Origin of the sequence: Nocardioides flavescens, assembly GCF_009823805.1 — a bacterium.
Lineage (GTDB): Bacteria > Actinomycetota > Actinomycetes > Propionibacteriales > Nocardioidaceae > Nocardioides > Nocardioides flavescens.
On record NZ_WUEK01000010.1, the window covers coordinates 33,656 to 51,408 of the forward strand.

Below are 17,753 nucleotides of genomic sequence, written 5' to 3' on the forward strand. Positions count from 1 at the left end.
CGGACCCCGCAGGATCTCCGCGTCGACACCCCGTCACCGAACTCGGTGGCGGGGTGTCGTGCTGCTCTGGCAGGTTCACCCGCGTGACCCGCGCCGAGGGGCTCCTGCACGCCTACGACAGCCAGCCGCGCGACGAGGCCGAGACGGCCTCGGCGGTACGCGTCGAGCGGCTGGGCCCGCTCCGGCTCGCGACGTTCTTCGGTGGGCGAGGGTTCGTGACGTACCGCTCGCTCGACGATGAGGGGCGTCCGGCCACGGCGGCGTCCGTGGAGGCCCTGGTCGACGGGGCGCTCGCGCGCTACGCGACCGATCCCACCGTGCACCGCGTCGAATGGAAGACCCGCGGCCACGACCACGCCCCGGGCCTGCACGAGGCGCTGGTCTCTCGAGGGTTCGAGCCGGACGAGCCCGAGTCGGTGATGGTCGGCGAGGCGACGCTCCTGGCCGTCGACGTGGAGGTGGACGTCGACGGGCTCGTCGTCCGCCGGGTCGTCGACGAGGGCGAGGTGCGGGCGATGTGCGCGATGCAGGCCGAGGTGTTCGGTGACACCCCCGAGTTCGCGGCCGAGATCCTCGACCAGGTCCTGCACCGGCTGCGGACGCGCGACGACATGGAGATGTGGGTGGCCGAGGTCGACGGCGAGATCGTCAGCGCGGGCCGTCTCGAGCCGGTCGCGGGCAGCGAGTTCGCCGGGGTCTGGGGCGGCGCTACGCGGCCCGAGTGGCGCGGCCGGGGCATCTACCGCGCCCTCACCTCGGCGCGGGCGCGCTCGGCGATCGCGCACGGCAAGCGCTACCTGCACAGCGACTCGACGGAGTTCTCCCGACCGATCCTCGAGCGCTCCGGGCTGGTGGAGGTGACCACCACGACGCCGTACGAGTGGAGCCGCTGAGTCAGGTGTCGGCAGCCAGGCGCCGGTCGCTGAGCACGGAGCCGTGGTCGGCGCTCGTCCAGACGTGGCCTGGCACGGCGTGCCCGTCGGCGAGCTTGGACAGGAGCCAGCCCAGGCGGGTGCGGGTGAGGGCGAACCCGCCGTGCAGCTTGACCCCGTCGAGCGCGAAGCGCAGGTGGCCAGCCGCCAGGGAAGGTGCGGGGTCGGTGGCGGGCTCGAAGCGCCCGGTGTCCCAGACGACCTTGTGGTCGTCCTCGTAGGCCAGGTGCTCGGCGAGGTCGTGGTCGTCGACCTGGATCGCGAGCCGCTTCACTCCCGGGTCGAGGCTGGGGCCTTTCGGCACCGCCCACGAGGCGAGCGTGCCGTCGACCTCGAGGCGCAGGTCGAAGTGGAGCGTCGTCGCCCGGTGGCGGTTGACGACGTAGCGCAGTCCCGCGGGCACGGGAACGGTCACCAGCGGCTCAGCGCGAACGCCGCGATGAACCCCGCGGTGGTGATGAGCCCGGTCCACAGCTGAGTCCTGGCGAAGGCCTCCGGGATCATCGTGTCCGCGACCATCGTGAGGATCGCGCCGGCGGCCACGGCGGTGATCACCGAGACGGTCGCGTCGGAGGCGCCGTCGAGGGCCAGCACGCCCAGCGCCCCCGCGAGGCCGCTCGCCAGGGCGATGGCCGTCCAGACGCCGAAGACGTAGCGCGCGCTGCGGCCGTTGGCCTTCATCCCCGCCGAGCTCGAGAGGCCCTCGGGGAGGTTGGAGATCGCGATCGCCGCGAGCACCGGCACGCCCACGCCACCGCCGCCGAGCAGGCTCAGCCCGAGCACGACCGACTCCGGCACGCCGTCGAGGAGGGCGCCGATTGCGATGGCCGCGCCGCTGCCCGACTGTTCCTGCTCGCTGGACTGCTCCTCGCCGCTGGCCTTGCGGCGCGCTGCGCCGCGTCGGCTCAGCGCGACGTTCGCGGCGACGTACACGACCGCGCCGGCGACGAGCCCTGCGACCGTGGCCGCGAGCCCACCGCTGCGCTCGGCCTCGTCGACCAGCTCGAAGGCGAGCGCCGAGATCAGGACACCGGAGCCGAAGGCCATGACGGCCGCCACGACGACGCGGGGGACCCGGGCGAACCACGCGACCGCTGCGCCGACGACGAGCGCCCCGCCCGCGACCAGACCCCAGAGTCCAGCCTGCAGCCACACCGGCACGGCCGCTCCTCCCTCGTCCTATCCTCTCGACGTGAGTACCCACGACGACGTGCTCGACGCGGCCCGCCGGGCGCGGGAGGCCAGCCTCGGACTCGCGCTCGCGACCCGGTCCACCAAGGACACCGCGCTGCTGGCGATGGCCGAGGCGCTCGTGGCGGCGACGGACACGATCTGCGAGGCCAACGCCGACGACGTCGCGCGCGCCGAGGCCGGCGGCACGCCGCCCAACGTCGTCGACCGCCTGCGGCTGACCCCGGACCGGGTCGCCGCCATGGCGACCGGGCTGCGCGAGGTCGCGGCCCTGCCCGACCCTGTGGGCGAGGTCGTGCGCGGCAGCACGCTGGCCAACGGCCTCGAGCTGCGGCAGGTGCGGGTGCCCTTCGGTGTGGTCGGGATGATCTACGAGGCCCGCCCCAACGTCACCGCCGACGCGGCCGGCATCTGCCTCAAGGCCGGCAACGCCGTCCTGCTGCGCGGCTCCTCCTCGGCGAGGGCCAGCAACACCGCGATCGTCGCGGTGCTGCGCGATGCCGCGGTCGGGGCGGGGCTCGAGGCCGACGTCGTGCAGCTCGTCCCGGGCGACTCCCACGACTCGGTGAAGACCCTGATGCGGGCCCGCGGCCTCGTCGACCTGCTCATCCCGCGCGGGGGAGCGGGGCTGATCCGCTCGGTGGTCGAGGAGTCGACGGTCCCGGTCATCGAGACCGGCGTGGGCAACTGCCACGTCTACGTCGACGCGGCGGCCGACCTCGACAAGGCACTGGCCATCGTGCTCAACGCCAAGACCCACCGCACCAGCGTCTGCAACGCCGCCGAGTCGCTGCTCGTGCACGCCGACGTCGCGGGGGCGTTCGTGCCGCGGGTGGTCGAGGCGCTGCAGCAGGCCGGCGTGACGATCCACGGCGATGCCGCCTTCAGGGCGTACGACGACGTCGTGGCGGCCACGGAGGACGACTGGGACGAGGAGTACCTCTCCCTCGACATCTCGGCGCGCGTGGTGCCCGACCTCGACGAGGCGCTGGCGCACATCCGGCGCCACTCGAGCCAGCACAGCGACGCGATCGTCACCGAGGACCAGGGCGCCGCGCGCCGCTTCACCGCGGCGGTCGACTCGGCAGCGGTGCTCGTCAACGCATCGACCCGCTTCACCGACGGCGGGGAGTTCGGCTTCGGTGCCGAGATCGGCATCTCGACACAGAAGCTGCACGCCCGCGGGCCGATGGGGCTGCCCGAGATGACCTCCACCAAGTACGTCGTGGTCGGCGACGGTCACGTCCGATGACGGACGTGGGCGCCGCGGTCGGTAGGCTGACGCCATGATCCTCGCCCAGATGGTGACCGCGTCCGAAGAGGTCAGCCACCGCCTCAGCTACGGCATCGGCGCGATCGCGCTGGTCATCCTCCTCGGGCTGATGATCGCCCTCATCGCCTTCGGCGGCGGTCGCGAGCACTCCTGATCCCGGGAGCCGGGGCGTGACCCGCCGCATCGGGGTGATGGGCGGCACCTTCGACCCCATCCACCACGGCCACCTCGTGGCGGCCTCCGAGGTGCAGTCGTGGTTCGACCTCGACGAGGTCGTCTTCGTGCCCACCGGCGACCCCTGGCAGAAGAGCGACCGGGAGGTCACGCCCGCCGAGGACCGCTACCTGATGACGGTCATCGCGACGGCGTCCAACCCGCGTTTCAGCGTCTCGCGCGTCGACATCGACCGCGCCGGGCCGACGTACACCGTCGACACGCTGGACGACCTGCAGGCCGCGATGCCCGACGCACAGCTCTACTTCATCACCGGTGCCGATGCCCTCGGCGACATCTTCACCTGGCGCCGGGCCGAGGAGCTGTTCGACCACGCCCACCAGTACCAGTTCGTCGGCTGCTCCCGCCCGGGTCACGAGATGGACCCGGCCACGCTCGCGGCGATCCCCGCCGACAAGGTGACGATGGTGGAGATCCCGGCTCTGGCGATCTCCTCCACCGACTGCCGCGCGCGGACGCGCCGCGGGGAGCCCGTGTGGTACCTCGTGCCCGACGGGGTCGTGCAGTACATCGCCAAGCACGGGCTCTACCCGCAGCCCTCCGACCAGCCTCACCACGAGCCTCACCACGAGAACGAGACCAGGACTCCATGACCGCCACCGACCACGCCGTCGAGCTCGTCGTCGCCGCCGCCCGCGCCGCGAGCGACAAGCTCGCCCAGCAGATCATCGCCTTCGACGTGAGCGACCAGCTCGCGATCACGGACGCGTTCCTGCTGGCCTCCACCACCAACGACCGCCAGGCCCGCGCGGTCGTCGAGGCGATCGAGGAGAAGCTGCGCGAGATCGGCGCCAAGCCGATCCGCCGCGAGGGCGAGCGCGACGGTCGCTGGGTGCTCATCGACTACGGCGAGATCGTGGTGCACGTCCAGCACGAGGAGGAGCGGCAGTTCTACGCCCTCGAGCGGCTCTGGCGCGACTGCCCGACGATCCCGCTGCCGGCCGACGTGGTCTCGCACGAGCGGTGAGCCGCACCCTCGTCCTGCTCCGCCACGGCCGCACCGCGTGGAACCACGCCGGCCGCATCCAGGGCCACCTCGAGGTGCCCCTCGACGAGATCGGCCTCGCCCAGGCCGAGCGCACCGCACCCGTCCTCGCCGCGCTGGGTCCGTCGATCGTCTGGTGCTCCGACCTCGCGCGCACCCGCCAGACCGTGGCGCCGCTGGGCGCCACGACCGGCCTCGAGCCGCGCTTCGACCCGCGGCTGCGCGAGTTCGGCTTCGGCGAGCGCGAGGGGCTCACGCACGCGGAGTTCCGCAGCGCCCACCCCGAGGAGTTCGCGCGCTTCCGCGAGGGGGAGTACGACGCCGTCCCGACCGCCGAGCGGACCAGCGCCGTCGCGGCCCGGATGCACGAGGCCCTCACCGAGTTGCTCGCCACGCTGGAGCCCGGGCAGACCGGCATCGCCGTCTCCCACGGGGCCGCCGTACGCGTCGCCGTCGGCGCGCTGCTCGGGTGGCCCGACCGGCTCTTTCACACCCTGAGGGGGCTGGACAACTGCGGCTGGGTCGTCCTGCGCGAGCACCCCGAGCACGGCGGGCTGCGCCTCGAGGCCTACAACCGCGTGGTCCCGGAGACCCCTGCCGTCGCAGGCTGAGGCTGCCGACGCCGGTGGTCGAGGAAGGACGAAGTCCCGTCGTGCCGGTGGTTGCGGAAGGACGAAGTCCTGTCTCGAAACCACTCCCGGGTCTGTTCCCCCTAGACCCGACCCCGATTTCACCCCGTCCCGAGCGATCGGCTAATGTTCTGCGAGTTGCCCAACGGGTGACGTCTGGGGCTGTGGCGCAGCTGGTAGCGCATCTGCATGGCATGCAGAGGGTCAGGGGTTCGAGTCCCCTCAGCTCCACCGATCACGAAGGGCCGCACCAACAGGTGCGGCTCTTCGTCGTTGGCGGGGCTGCGGCGCAGCTGGTAGCGGCTCCGTCATTCCTGGGCGATGGCATGCAGAGGGTCAGGGGTTCGAGTCCCCTCAGCTCCGCCGATCACGGAGGGCCGCACCAACAGGTGCGGCTCTGCGTCGTTGGCGGGGCTGCGGCGCAGCTGGTAGCGGTTCTCGACCGTTGCTGGGTCTGCCGTCGCCGAACCGGACCGGCGCGCCCGTCGAGTGCACGCGCGTAGCGCCTGGCATATCATTGATATAAGGAGGCGTGCATGGAACACAGCTGCATCGCACTGATCCGAGTGCGCGCTGGACTGACCCAGCAGGAGCTGGCCGACCTGTCCGGCGTCGCGCAGCCGAACATCGCCGCGTACGAGAACGGCACCAGGAGGCCCTCGGCGAAGATGCTCGAGCGCTTGACGGCGGCAGCGAGGCCGCGGCCGTCGAAAGTCCTGTACGAACATCTCGCCGAGCTCAAGGAGATCGCGGCCGGACACAAGGCCTTGGCTGTGAAGGTGTTCGGCTCGATCGCTCGCGGTCAGGACCGGCCGGGCAGTGACATCGACCTGCTGGTCACGTTCGCGCCCGACGCCACCCTCTACGACCAGATCGAGCTGGGGCAGGACATCGAGGACCTCCTCGGGGTCAGCGTCGACGTCGTCAGTGAGGGTGGCCTGTCCGAACGCCACGGGACCATCAGACGTGAAGCCCGCGCGCTGTGACTGACGGTCGTACTCAGTCCACGAGTGACGGTCAGGAACGCGTCCGCGAGACCCTCCGCGATCTCTTGGAGTTCGCAGACACGGCAGCCCGCCTCGTGCGGCGGGGACGCGCGGCGTACGACGCCGACGAGATGCTCCGCCTCGCCGCCGAGTCGATCGTGCACAAGGTCGGTGAGGCGGTGTCCCGGCTTCCCGATGACTTCGTCGCGGCACATCCGACCGTGTCCTGGCGAGTGATGAAGGGAATGCGCAACAGGGTCGCCGACGAGTACCGCGCGATCGACTACGCGATCGTCTGGGGCACACTGGAACGGGACCTTCCGAAGGACGCAGCGGCCGTGCGAGCGATCCTCGCCGAGATGGGTGGGTGACGACGGCCTCAGGCGCCGCCTTGGCCTGCCACCTCCCACGGAGGTCGAGACCGGATCACGGTGCCGTCGTCATCGGCGGCGTAGTCACCGACGCCAGCGTGAGCGAGTGCGGTTCGCAGCTGCGCCGAGATGTCCGTGAACCCCTCGGACGTTCGGAACGGCACCGCGGCGATGTGATCGCCCGCCCACGAGCCCATGAGCGCTCCGGATCCGCGGAAGTCGCCGCCACCGCGCGATCCGCCGCGGATCGACGCGGCCAGAAGTGCGGTCAGACCCGTCGTGGTGCCCCCGTAGCCGCCGTAGGCTGCGGCGAGGTGCAGGTCGCGGGAGTCGCCCAGCTGCGCGGGGTCGAGGGCCTCGTGGCGGTCGAGGTTGACGACCGCGACGTCGACACCGGCGGGCCTGACGACGACGTCGGCCTGGCATCGCCAGTGCGTCCGGCCCTCGAAGTCCCGCGCCTCCATGCGCGCCACTCCGTGCCGCTCGATCGTGTCGCGGGTCAGCTCTCCCGCGCAGCTCATCGACGCCGTGTCGTAGTAGCAGGTGCCGTCGAGCCCGGTCTCCGCGACGACCTCCGGCGACAGGTCACCGGGGCGTCCCTCGTAGCCGACGACCGCGATGCGGTCCCCGCACCACCTCTCGCTCCCCAGGAGCAGCAGGAGAGCGGCAGCCGGTCCGCCGCTCTGCACCCCGAACTCGGCCAGCTTGTCGAGCGCGCCGGCGTCCATGGGCACCAGGACGGATCGTCGGGTCAGGTTGACGATGCAGTGGTAGTGCCCCATGGTCGCCTTCCGAGTCGGGTCGTGAGAGGAACCGGGAGCGTAGGCAGCTTCGTTCCCTCTCTGCTCGGCCTTGTCCACAGGTCTCGCCGGCTCCGCTCGGCACGGCGCCTCGTTACGGGCGTGTTGCGGCGTCGGTGCCGCGTGCGACGCTGGGCGAACATCTCCCGCGGTGCCCTTGACGGCGTCTTCGCTCCACCGGCATCGTTTCTCTCGACGCACACGAGTGCAGCATGCGCAACAGGAGGCCAGCGTGGTCGGACGGCGGACCGTCATCGTCGGAGCCGGGGTCGTCGGGGCCGCCGTGGCCGACGAGCTCTCGGCCCTCGGCTGGACCGACATCACAGTGCTCGACCAGGGCGACCTGCCGGCGACCGGTGGCTCGTCCTCGCACGCGCCCGGGCTGGTCTTCCAGGCCAGCGGCAGCAAGGTGCTGACCGAGCTCGCGACGTACACCGTCGAGAAGTTCGTCGACCTGCAGCACGAGGGTCAGTCCTGCTTCCTGCAGGTCGGGGGGCTCGAGGTCGCGACCACGCCCGAGCGCCTCGCCGAGCTGCACCGGCGCCACGGCTGGCTCACCTCGTGGGGCGTCGAGGCCGAGGTGGTCGACGCCGACCGCTGCGTGGAGCTGCACCCGCTCCTGGACCGCTCGCTGGTCCTCGGCGGGCTCTGGTGCCCGACCGACGGGCTCGCCAAGGCGGTCTGGGCCGTCGACGCCCAGATCGAGCGCGCGAAGGCGCGCGGTGTCGTCTTCCACGGCCGCCACGAGGTCACCGACATCACCGTCGAGGACGGCCGGGTCACCGCGGTCGTCACCGACCGGGGCGAGTTCCCCGCCGACGTGGTCGTCTCCTGCGCCGGGATCTGGGGGCCGAAGGTCGCCGGCCTCGTGGGGCTCGGCCTCCCGCTCACCCCGCTGGCCCACCAGCTCGCCTGGACCGGTGACCTCCCTGCGGCAGACGGTCAGGCGTCGGGGGAGGGGTACGAGGCGGTGCGCCCGATCCTGCGCCACCAGGACTCCGGTCTCTACTACCGCGACCGCTACGACGGGCTCGGCATCGGCTACTACCACCACCGGGCGATGCCGCTCGACGCCCACGACATCCGCTCGATGGCCGAGGCCGACGAGACCGGGGTGATGCCCTCGGTGCTGGAGTTCACCTCCGAGGACTTCGACCCGGCCTGGGAGGAGACCCAGCGGCTGCTGCCGGCCACCGCCGACGTCAAGATCGAGGAGGGCATCAACGGCCTGTTCTCCTTCACCCCCGACGGCATGCCGCTGCTGGGGGAGTCGCGCGAGGTCGCAGGCTTCTGGGTGGCCGAGGCGGTGTGGGTCACCCACTCCGCGGGCGTCGGGCGGGCCGTGGCCGAGTGGATCGCCCAGGGGCACTGCTCGTCGTGGGACGTCCACGAGTGCGACGTCAACCGCTTCGAGGACTTCCAGCTCGCCCCCGACTACGTCCTCGAGCGCGACTGCCAGAACTTCCGCGAGGTCTACGACATCCTGCACCCGCTGCAGCCGATGGACTCCCCGCGCAACGTCCGCGTCTCGCCGTTCTTCGCGCGCGAGCAGGAGCTCGGTGCCTACTTCCTGCCGGCCACCGGCTGGGAGCGCCCGCACTGGTACGCCGCCAACGCGGGCCTGCTCGAACGTCACGACGTCGCGACGCCCAACGCCTGGGCAGCGCGCTACTGGGACCCGATCGTCGGCGCCGAGGCCGAGGCGACCCGCGAGGGCGTCGCGATGTACGACATGACCGCCCTCAAGCGCATCGAGGTCGCCGGGCCCGGCGCGGCGGCGTTCCTGCAGCGGCTGTGCACCAACGACGTCGACAAGTCGGTCGGCTCGGTCGTCTACTCCCTCCTGCTCGACGTGGACGGCGGCATCCGCAGCGACGTCACCGTCGCCCGACTGGCGAGGGACCGCTACCAGGTCGGCGCCAACGGCCAGCTCGACGTCGACTGGCTCGAGCGGCACCTGCCCGAGGACGGCACCGTCCAGGTCCGCGACGTCACGCCGGGCACCTGCTGCATCGGCCTGTGGGGGCCCAAGGCCCGCGAGGTCCTGTCCGCGGTGACCGACGCCGACGTGACCAACGCGGGGCTGAAGTACTTCCGGGCCAAGCGCCTGTCCATCGGCAACGTGCCGGCCACCGCCTGGCGGCTGTCCTACGTCGGCGAGCTCGGTTGGGAGATCTACACGAGCGCCGACCTCGGCCAGCGCCTGTGGGACACGCTGTGGGAGGCCGGGCAGGAGCACGGCGTCATCGCCGCCGGCCGCGGCGCCTTCAACAGCCTGCGCCTGGAGAAGGGCTACCGCTCCTTCGGGTCGGACATGACCAACGAGCACGACCCCTACGAGGCCGGTCTCGGCTTCGCGGTCAAGCTCGACAAGGGCGACTTCCTCGGTCGCGAGGCGCTGCTGCAGCGCAAGGAGCAGCAGACCCGCACCCTCGCCTGCCTGACGATCGACAGCACCGAGGACGTCGTCCTCGGCAAGGAGCCGGTCTTCGCCGGCGGCGAGCGCGTCGGCTACGTCACCAGCGCGGCCTACGGCTACACGATCGGCCGCTCCATCGCCTACGCCTGGCTGCCCGTCGAGGTGGCGGGCGTCGGCACGGAGGTCGAGATCGGCTACTTCGACCGGCGCGTGCCGGCGGTCGTGACCGCCGAGCCCCTGTTCGACCCCACGATGACCCGGCTCCGCGGCTGAGCCGCACCGCTCTGAGCCGCACAGCACGACCGGAGGAAACGATGAGCCCCACGACCGCGCCCGCGGCCCACCCCGCTGCCCACACCGCCGACCTCTCCGCGATGGTCGAGCGTCGCGAGGTGGGCTACAGCCTCGAGTCGGCGTTCTACACCAGCCAGGAGGTCTTCGACCTCGACATGCGGGCGATCTTCGGCCAGCACTGGCTCTTCGTGGCCACCGAGGCGGAGATCCCGGAGCCGGGCGACTTCGTCACCGTCGAGATCGGCACCCAGTCGCTGATCGTCGTCCGCGACGACGACGAGGAGGTCCGGGCGCTGCGCAACGTGTGCCGCCACCGCGGCTCACGGCTGCTCGAGGAGCCGTGCGGGTCGGTCGGCAACATCGTGTGCCCCTACCACCAGTGGACCTACCGGCCCGACGGCGAGCTGCTCTACGCCGAGAGCCAGTCGCCGAGCTTCGACAAGAGCCGCTTCGGCCTCAAGCAGGTGCACGTGCGCACCGTCGGCGGGCTCGTCTTCGTCTGCCTCGCCGACGAGCCGCCCGCCGACTTCGACGAGGTCGCCTCGGTCATCGAGCCCTACCTGCGCTCCTACCGCGTCGCCGAGGCCAAGGTGGCCCACCAGACCGACCTGGTCGAGCAGGGCAACTGGAAGCTCGTCATGGAGAACAACCGCGAGTGCCACCACTGCGACGCGTCGCACCCGGAGCTGATCACCTCCTACTTCCCGTTCCTGCGCTACGACGAGGCCGACATCACGCCGCGCCTGCGCCCGCTCTACGAGCGCTACGTCAAGGCGACCGACGACCTCGACGACGTCTGCCGGATGAGCGGCGTGCCGCGCGAGCTCGTGCACGAGCTGGACACCCGCGAGACCGGGTTCATGATCATGCGGCTGCCGCTGGACGGCGACGGTGCATCGTTCGGCCACGACGGGGCGCAGGTCTGCCGCAAGCTCATCGGCGACTCCCCGACGCCGAAGTTCGGCGACCTGTCGCTGCACATGCAGCCCAACTCGTGGTTCCACTTCCTCAGCGACCACGTCATCGTCTTCAGCGTCCTGCCCCTCCGGCCGGACCGCTCGATGGTGCGCACGACCTGGCTCGTGCACGCCGACGCCGTCGAGGGCGAGGACTACACCCTCGAGGGGCTGACCGGCGTGTGGACCGCGACCAACGACCAGGACCGCGTGCTGGTCGAGAAGGGGCAGCGCGGCGTGAGCGACCCGAGCTACGAGCCCGGCCCCTACGCGCTCATCGAGGACGACGTCGAGGCCTTCGTCAACTGGTACGTCGGGCGTCTGCACGCCTACCTCGCCCCGCACCGCGAGAGCGCCGAGCGGCTCGGCCACCTCAGCGCCGTCGTCGGCTCCTGACCACCTAGCCCGGAAGAGCCCTGGAAGAGGAAGAGATGACGTCGACCCTGCTGAACGAGAGGCCGCACGAGGGGCTCCACGAGGGTCTCGTGCCGCCCCTGCAGTCGCCGGTCTGCTGGGCCGAGGACGAGCAGACCGTGCTGGTCTGCACGGCGGTCAGCGACGTGACCCACGACGTGCGGACCTTCGTGTTCGAGCCGGAGGGCGACCAGCTGTTCGAGTTCGAGGCCGGGCAGTTCCTGACCCTCCTGCTCGAGATCGACGGCACGCCGGTCAACCGCTGCTACACGATCTCCTCGCCCCCGACGCGGCCGCACCGGATCGCCATCACCGTCAAGCGGGTCCCCGGCGGTCAGGTCTCGAACTGGCTGCACGACACCGTCGTGCCGGGCACGAAGCTGACGGCGCTCGCTCCGCTCGGGGCCTTCACACTGACCCACCGCCCGGCCGAGAAGCTGCTCCTCCTCTCCGCCGGCAGCGGCGTCACCCCGCTGATGTCGATGCTGCGCACGCTCTTCGACCTCGGCTCGGACGCCGACGTGGTGTTCCTGCACAGCGCCCGCACACCCAGCGACATCGTGTTCCGCAGCGAGCTCGCGGCCATCGAGATGCTGATGCCCAACCTGCGGGTCGTCCACGTCTGCGAGGCCGACTACCCGTCCGAGCGCTGGGGCGGCATGCGCGGGCGGCTCTCGCCCTCGATGCTCCAGACCGTCGTCCCCGACCTGCTGGAGCGGACCACCTTCACGTGCGGACCAGCGCCGTACATGGACTCCGTGCGGCGCATCCTCGGCGAGCTCGGTTACGACCTCGCGCACTACCGCGAGGAGAGCTTCCGCTTCGACGACCCCGCGCTGCCCGGTGCGATGCCGACGCCCGACGGCGTCGACTACGACCAGATCGCGATCGCGCCGCCCGAGCCCGAGGTCGGCACGACCTTCGAGGTCGAGTTCGCCAGGAGCGGGCGCACCGTCACCTGCCGTGCCGACGAGTCCGTCCTCGACGCGGCCCTGGCGGCCGGCGTACGTCTGGCGTCATCCTGCAGTCAGGGCATGTGCGGCACGTGCAAGGTCCCGAAGCTCACGGGTGAGGTGGAGATGAGGCACAACGGCGGGATCCGCCCTCGCGAGGTGGCGGCCGGGAAGATCCTGGTCTGCTGCTCCACGCCGCTCAGCGACCTCACGCTGGACGCCTGACCGTGATGGGAGACCAGATGACCGCCCAGTCCCCGCAGCGCTCGGTCCCGGGCGAGCACCCCGAGTGGCTCTGGGGTGAGCCAGATCCGAAGCGCTCCTACGACGCGATCGTGATCGGCGGTGGTGGGCACGGCCTGGCCACGGCCTACTACCTCGCCAAGAACCACGGCCTGACGAACATCGCGATCCTCGAGAAGGGCTGGCTCGCGGGCGGCAACATGGCCCGCAACACCACGATCATCCGGTCCAACTACCTCTGGGACGAGAGCGCCGCGATCTACGAGCACGCGCTGCAGCTGTGGGAGCAGCTGCCCGCGGAACTCGACTACGACTTCCTGTTCTCCCAGCGCGGGGTGCTCAACCTGGCGCACTCGCTGCAGGACGTGCGCGACTCGGTGCGCCGGGTCGAGGCCAACCGGCTCAACGGGGTCGACGCGGAGTTCCTCACCCCCGAGGAGGTCGCGAAGATCTGCCCGATCGTCAACATCTCGCCCGACGTCCGCTACCCCGTCCTGGGCGCGACGTTCCAGCCGCGGGCCGGCATCGCCAAGCACGACCACGTCGCGTGGGCGTTCGCGCGGGCGTGCGACGCGATGGGCGTCGACATCATCCAGAACTGCGAGGTGACGGGGTTCGTCAAGGACGGCGACCGCGTCACCGGGGTCGAGACGACCCGGGGACGGATCCTGTCGGACACCGTCGGCATGGTGGCCGCGGGGCACAGCAGCGTGCTCGCGCAGAAGGCCGGCGTCCGGCTGCCGGTGCAGTCGCACCCGCTGCAGGCGCTGGTCTCCGAGCTCTACGAGCCGGTGCACCCGACCGTCGTGATGTCGAACTACGTCCACGTCTACGTCTCCCAGGCCCACAAGGGCGAGCTGGTGATGGGCGCGGGCGTCGACCAGTACAACGGCTACGGCCAGCGGGGCTCGTTCCACGTGATCGAGCACCAGATGGCCGCGGCGCTCGAGCTGTTCCCGATCTTCTCGCGGGCCCACCTGCTGCGCACCTGGGGCGGCATCGTCGACGTCTGCCCGGACGCCTCGCCGATCATCGGCGCGACCCCCGTCGAGGGCCTCTACGTCAACGCCGGCTGGGGCACGGGCGGCTTCAAGGCCACCCCGGCCGCCGGTTGGGTGATGGCCCACGCCATGGCGACCGGCGAGGCGCACGAGCTCGGTGCGCCGTTCGGCCTCGAGCGGTTCAGCACCGGCCACCTCATCGACGAGCACGGCGCCGCCGGCGTCGCCCACTGACCGCCACCTCCGGAGGAACACCGAGCCGTGTTGCAGATCGAGTGCCCGTGGTGCGGGCCGCACGACGAGACCGAGTACCACTACGGCGGGCAGGCGCACGTCGCCTACCCCGAGGACCCCGAGGCGCTCAGCGACGAGGAGTGGGCGGAGTACCTCTTCTACCGCGACAACCCCAAGGGCCCCTTCGCCGAGCGCTGGGTGCACAGCACCGGCTGCCGGCGCTGGTTCAACGTCGTGCGCGACACGGTGACCTACGAGGTCCTCGCCGTCTACACGGGGGCCCGGCCAGAGGTCGCCTCGGCGGGAGGCGACCGATGACCTCGCGTCGGCTCCCGAGCGGCGGTCGCATCGACCGCAGCCGGGTCCTGTCCCTCGTCGTCGACGGCGAGGAGCACGCCGCCCACTCCGGCGACACGATCGCCTCGGCGCTGCTCGCGAGTGGCCGGATCCGCGTCGGCGACTCGATCTACCACGACCGTCCTCGCGGCATCGTGGCCGCGGGCGCCGAGGAGCCCAACGCCCTGGTGCAGGTGCTGGGCGAGCACTCCGAGCCCTCGGTGACCGCGACCGTGCGCTCCGTGGTGGACGGGCTGGAGGTGCGCACCCTCTCGGGGCTCGGCGTGCTCAGCCCGGAGCCCGACGCAGCGACCTACGACAAGGTCTTCGTCCACACCGACGTGCTCGTCGTCGGTGCCGGACCAGCGGGGCTCGCCGCCGCGCTGACCGCGGCCCGCTCGGGCGCGCGGGTCGTGATGGTGGACGAGCAGGCCGAGCCCGGCGGCTCGCTGCTCTCGGCGCGCACCGAGGAGATCGACGGTCGTCCCGCCGCGGCGTGGCTGACCGACGTGTCCGCCGAGCTCGCCGGCGCCCCCGAGGTCACCGTGCTGACCCGGACCGCGGCGTTCGGCTCCTACGACGACAACTACGTCGTGGCTGTCGAGGACCGTGCTGCCAAGAGCGAGGGCGCCTCGGAGGGTCCCCAGGCGCACGGTGTCTCACGCCAGCGCGTCTGGCACGTGCGCGCGCGCCGCGTCGTGCTGGCCACGGGCGCCTACGAGCGGCCGCTGGTCTTCCAGGGCAACGACATGCCGGGCGTGATGCTCGCGGGCGCCGTGCGCACCTACCTCAACCGCTACGCAGTCGCCGCGGGTCAGCGCGTCGTCGTCGCCACCACCAACGACAGCGCCTACGACACCGTCGCCGACCTCCTGGCCGCCGGCGTCGAGGTGGCTGCGGTCCTCGACGCCCGCGCCGAGCTGTCCGGCCGTGCCCAGGAGGCCGTCGACGCCGGCGTGCGGGTCGTCGGCTCCGCGACCGTGCAGCGCGCGGTCGCCGACGAGTCCACCGGGCTGCTGCGTGCGGTGCGGGTCGGCGAGCTCGACGGTGACACGACCACGCCCGGTGAGCTGGTCGAGGCCGACCTGCTCGCCGTGTCGGGTGGGTGGAGCCCGCTCGTGCACCTGTTCACCCAGCGCCAGGGCACGACCCGCTGGGACGCCGCCACCGCGGCGTTCGTGCCGGACTCGGTGGTGCGCGACCAGGCGACGGCCGGAGCCGTGCACGGCACCTTCGTGCTGCGCGACTGCCTGCAGGAAGGGGCCGCCGCGGGAGCCGCCGCCGCCGGGGCGACCGGCTTCCCGGTCGAGGCGCCGACGTTCGACGTGACGGGCGCGCCGACCGAGGTCGGCGAGGTCCGCCAGCTGTGGATGGTCCCGGGCGAGGACGACCCGAGCACCTGGACCGAGCACTACGTCGACCTGCACCGCGACCAGACCGTGGCCGACGTGTGGAAGGCGACCGGCGCCGGGATGCGCAGCGTCGAGCACGTCAAGCGCTACACCTCCATCGGCACCGGGCAGGACCAGGGCAAGACCTCCGGGGTCAACGCCGGCGGCGTCATCGCCGCGGCCCTCGGGCTCGACGTCGCCGACGTCGGGTTCTCGAACCACCGCGCGCCGTACGTCCCCGTGCTGTTCTCGGCGCTCGCCGGCCGCGAGCGGGGCGAGCTGTTCGACCCCAAGCGGGTCACCCCGATCCACAGCTGGCACGTCGAGCACGGTGCGGAGTTCGAGGTCGTCGGCCAGTGGCTGCGGCCGTGGTACTTCCCCGAGGACGGGGAGGACCTCGACGCGGCCGTCGCCCGCGAGTGCGCGGCCGTGCGCACGGCTGTCGGGATGATGGACGCCTCGACGCTCGGGAAGATCGAGGTGCAGGGCCCCGACGCGGGCGAGTTCCTCAACCGCGTCTACACCAACGCCTACAAGAAGCTGGCGGTCGGCTCGGCGCGCTACGGCGTCATGTGCAAGCCCGACGGGATGCTGTTCGACGACGGCGTGGTGCTGCGCCTCGACGACGACCGCTACTACCTCCACACCACGACGGGCGGCGCCGCCGGCGTGCTCGACTGGCTCGAGGAGTGGCTGCAGACCGAGTGGCCCGAGCTCGACGTGCGCTGCACGTCGGTCACCGAGCAGTGGTCGACGATCGCCGTGGTCGGACCCCGCTCCCGCGACGTCGTCGCCCGGGTGGCGCCCGACCTCGACGTGTCCAACGACGCCTTCGGCTTCATGACCTTCCGCGAGACCACGCTCGCCTCCGGGGTGCCCGCGCGGGTCTGCCGGATCTCGTTCTCCGGAGAGCTGGCCTTCGAGATCAACGTCGCAGGGTGGTACGGCCGCGCGGTCTGGGAGGCCGTCCACGCCGCCGGCGCCGAGCACGGCATCACGCCGTACGGCACCGAGACGATGCACGTGCTGCGGGCCGAGAAGGGCTACCCGATCGTCGGTCAGGACACCGACGGCACCGTGACGCCGCAGGACGCCGGCATGGAGTGGATCGTGTCGAGGACCAAGGCGTTCATCGGCAGCCGCTCCTACACCCGTGCCGACAACGTCCGCACCGACCGCAAGCAGCTGGTCGGGCTCCTGCCGGTCGACCGCACCACCCGGCTCCCCGAGGGCAGCCAGGTGATCGAGCGTGGCCACCTCGTCGATCGCTCCGTCGGTGGCCCCGTCGAGGGTCAGCGCATCCCGATGCTCGGTCACGTCACGTCGAGCTACGACAGCGTCGCGCTCGGACGGCCGTTCGCCCTCGCACTGGTCAAGGGCGGTCGCGGGCGGATCGGCGACGTCCTGGTGGCCCCGGTCGGCGACCGTCTCGTCGAGGTCGAGGTGACCTCGCACGTGCTCTACGACCCGGAGGGGGCCAAGCGCGATGGCTGACTCGATCCTCGACACCACCTCGGGACCGGTGGAGCTGCGGCGCAGCCCCCTGGCGGCGACCGCAGCCGGAGTCGCCGAGGCGGGGGCCGGCGGGGGCGGTGTACGGCTCGCCGAACGGCCCTTCACGACGATGGTCGGCCTGCGGGTGGTGCCGGGCTCGACGGCGGCCGACGCGATCGGCGCCGTGCTGGGCGCTCCGCTGCCGGCCGGCGTGGGCGAGGTGACCGGGGAGGGGGACCACCGCACGCTCTGGCTCGGCCCCGACGAGTGGCTCGTCGTCTCCGACGGCTCCCGCGAGGAGCTGCTCTCCCGGCTGCGGGCCGCGGCCGAGGGACCCGGCGTCGCGATCGTCGACGTGTCGGCCAACCGCACGGTGCTCGAGCTCGAGGGCCCCGCGGCCCGGTCAGTGCTCGACAAGGGCTGCCCGGCCGACCTGCACCCGCGCGCGTTCGGCGCGGGGCGTGCGATCACGACGACGCTGGCCCGGGTGCCGGTCCTGCTCTGGCAGACGGGGGAGCAGACCTACCGTCTGCTGCCACGCTCGTCGTACGCCGAGTACGTCGCCGCGTGGCTGCTCGACGCGGCCCAGGAGTTCCTCGAGCCGGTCGGCTGACGCT

At 71.9% G+C, this 17,753-nt stretch carries 18 protein-coding genes and 1 tRNA gene; 16 read left to right on the forward strand and 3 right to left on the reverse strand.

The genetic code is table 11. From position 1 onward, the window contains the following. Positions 1-83 precede the first annotated feature (83 nt). The gene (locus GRQ65_RS15730; RefSeq protein WP_160878943.1) at positions 84-893 is read left to right on the forward strand and encodes a GNAT family N-acetyltransferase; all 810 of its coding nucleotides are present in this window, start codon (positions 84-86) and stop codon (positions 891-893) included. A 1-nt stretch (position 894) separates the two neighbouring features. Here GRQ65_RS15730 and GRQ65_RS15735 read toward each other — a convergent pair whose 3' ends face one another. Both GRQ65_RS15735 and GRQ65_RS15740 read right to left on the reverse strand, forming a co-directional pair. Further along, on the reverse strand, positions 895-1,347 hold the full coding sequence (locus GRQ65_RS15735; protein WP_202388214.1) for a DNA polymerase ligase N-terminal domain-containing protein: 453 nt from the start codon (positions 1,345-1,347) through the stop codon (positions 895-897). Beyond that, on the reverse strand, positions 1,344-2,093 hold the full coding sequence (locus tag GRQ65_RS15740; protein ID WP_160878945.1) for a ZIP family metal transporter: 750 nt from the start codon (positions 2,091-2,093) through the stop codon (positions 1,344-1,346). Before GRQ65_RS15740 ends, GRQ65_RS15735 begins: the two co-directional genes overlap by 4 nt. Positions 2,094-2,124: 31 nt before the next feature. Here GRQ65_RS15740 and GRQ65_RS15745 point away from each other — a divergent pair, with 31 nt between their 5' ends. The 8 genes from GRQ65_RS15745 (at position 2,125) to GRQ65_RS15775 (ending at position 6,601) form a co-directional block, all read left to right on the forward strand. Continuing rightward, positions 2,125-3,375, forward strand: coding sequence for a glutamate-5-semialdehyde dehydrogenase (locus GRQ65_RS15745; protein ID WP_337191777.1), 1,251 nt, complete (start codon positions 2,125-2,127; stop codon positions 3,373-3,375). A 34-nt stretch (positions 3,376-3,409) separates the two neighbouring features. Continuing rightward, a complete protein-coding gene (locus GRQ65_RS22190; RefSeq protein ID WP_202388215.1) occupies positions 3,410-3,550 on the forward strand; it encodes a hypothetical protein in 141 nt (46 codons plus the stop codon). 37 nt (positions 3,551-3,587) lie between these two features. Further along, positions 3,588-4,223: a nicotinate-nucleotide adenylyltransferase gene (gene nadD / locus GRQ65_RS15750; RefSeq protein ID WP_160879066.1), complete on the forward strand. Its 636-nt coding sequence runs from the start codon at positions 3,588-3,590 to the stop codon at positions 4,221-4,223. Continuing rightward, positions 4,220-4,597 carry a ribosome silencing factor gene (gene rsfS, locus GRQ65_RS15755; protein WP_160878947.1) on the forward strand — a complete coding sequence of 126 codons (378 nt, stop codon included), beginning with the start codon at positions 4,220-4,222 and terminating at the stop codon, positions 4,595-4,597. Before nadD ends, rsfS begins: the two co-directional genes overlap by 4 nt. Then, positions 4,594-5,226, forward strand: coding sequence for a histidine phosphatase family protein (locus tag GRQ65_RS15760; protein ID WP_160878948.1), 633 nt, complete (start codon positions 4,594-4,596; stop codon positions 5,224-5,226). Before rsfS ends, GRQ65_RS15760 begins: the two co-directional genes overlap by 4 nt. Positions 5,227-5,402: 176 nt before the next feature. Further along, positions 5,403-5,475 (forward strand) — tRNA-Ala (locus GRQ65_RS15765). 305 nt (positions 5,476-5,780) lie between these two features. Then, on the forward strand, positions 5,781-6,230 hold the full coding sequence (locus tag GRQ65_RS15770) for a helix-turn-helix domain-containing protein (protein ID WP_160878949.1): 450 nt from the start codon (positions 5,781-5,783) through the stop codon (positions 6,228-6,230). A 65-nt stretch (positions 6,231-6,295) separates the two neighbouring features. Further along, entirely contained in the window at positions 6,296-6,601 is a 306-nt protein-coding gene (locus GRQ65_RS15775; RefSeq protein WP_160878950.1) for a HepT-like ribonuclease domain-containing protein, read from the forward strand. Between the two features lie 8 nt (positions 6,602-6,609). Here the strand turns inward: GRQ65_RS15775 and GRQ65_RS15780 are convergent, their stop codons facing one another. Beyond that, complete coding sequence (locus GRQ65_RS15780; RefSeq protein ID WP_160878951.1) at positions 6,610-7,383, reverse strand: hypothetical protein; 774 nt, start codon at positions 7,381-7,383, stop codon at positions 6,610-6,612. A gap of 250 nt (positions 7,384-7,633) precedes the next feature. Here GRQ65_RS15780 and GRQ65_RS15785 point away from each other — a divergent pair, with 250 nt between their 5' ends. Genes GRQ65_RS15785 through GRQ65_RS15815 form a run of 7 tightly spaced genes read left to right on the forward strand, consistent with a single transcriptional unit; the run spans position 7,634 to position 17,749 of the window. Next, positions 7,634-10,093, forward strand: coding sequence for an FAD-dependent oxidoreductase (locus GRQ65_RS15785; protein WP_160878952.1), 2,460 nt, complete (start codon positions 7,634-7,636; stop codon positions 10,091-10,093). Between the two features lie 41 nt (positions 10,094-10,134). Then, positions 10,135-11,466, forward strand: coding sequence for an aromatic ring-hydroxylating oxygenase subunit alpha (locus GRQ65_RS15790; RefSeq protein WP_160878953.1), 1,332 nt, complete (start codon positions 10,135-10,137; stop codon positions 11,464-11,466). Positions 11,467-11,501: 35 nt separating this feature from the next. Further along, on the forward strand, positions 11,502-12,662 hold the full coding sequence (locus GRQ65_RS15795; protein ID WP_160878954.1) for an FAD-binding oxidoreductase: 1,161 nt from the start codon (positions 11,502-11,504) through the stop codon (positions 12,660-12,662). A gap of 17 nt (positions 12,663-12,679) precedes the next feature. Beyond that, positions 12,680-13,915, forward strand: coding sequence for a sarcosine oxidase subunit beta family protein (locus GRQ65_RS15800; protein ID WP_160878955.1), 1,236 nt, complete (start codon positions 12,680-12,682; stop codon positions 13,913-13,915). A 27-nt stretch (positions 13,916-13,942) separates the two neighbouring features. After that, positions 13,943-14,233, forward strand: a complete 291-nt coding sequence (locus GRQ65_RS15805; RefSeq protein ID WP_160878956.1) for a sarcosine oxidase subunit delta family protein — start codon at positions 13,943-13,945, stop codon at positions 14,231-14,233. Then, the gene (locus GRQ65_RS22875) at positions 14,230-17,136 is read left to right on the forward strand and encodes a 2Fe-2S iron-sulfur cluster-binding protein (RefSeq protein ID WP_160878957.1); all 2,907 of its coding nucleotides are present in this window, start codon (positions 14,230-14,232) and stop codon (positions 17,134-17,136) included. The genes GRQ65_RS15805 and GRQ65_RS22875 overlap by 4 nt, the downstream gene beginning before the upstream one ends. Continuing rightward, positions 17,129-17,749, forward strand: coding sequence for a sarcosine oxidase subunit gamma (locus GRQ65_RS15815; RefSeq protein ID WP_160878958.1), 621 nt, complete (start codon positions 17,129-17,131; stop codon positions 17,747-17,749). The genes GRQ65_RS22875 and GRQ65_RS15815 overlap by 8 nt, the downstream gene beginning before the upstream one ends. Positions 17,750-17,753 lie beyond the last annotated feature (4 nt).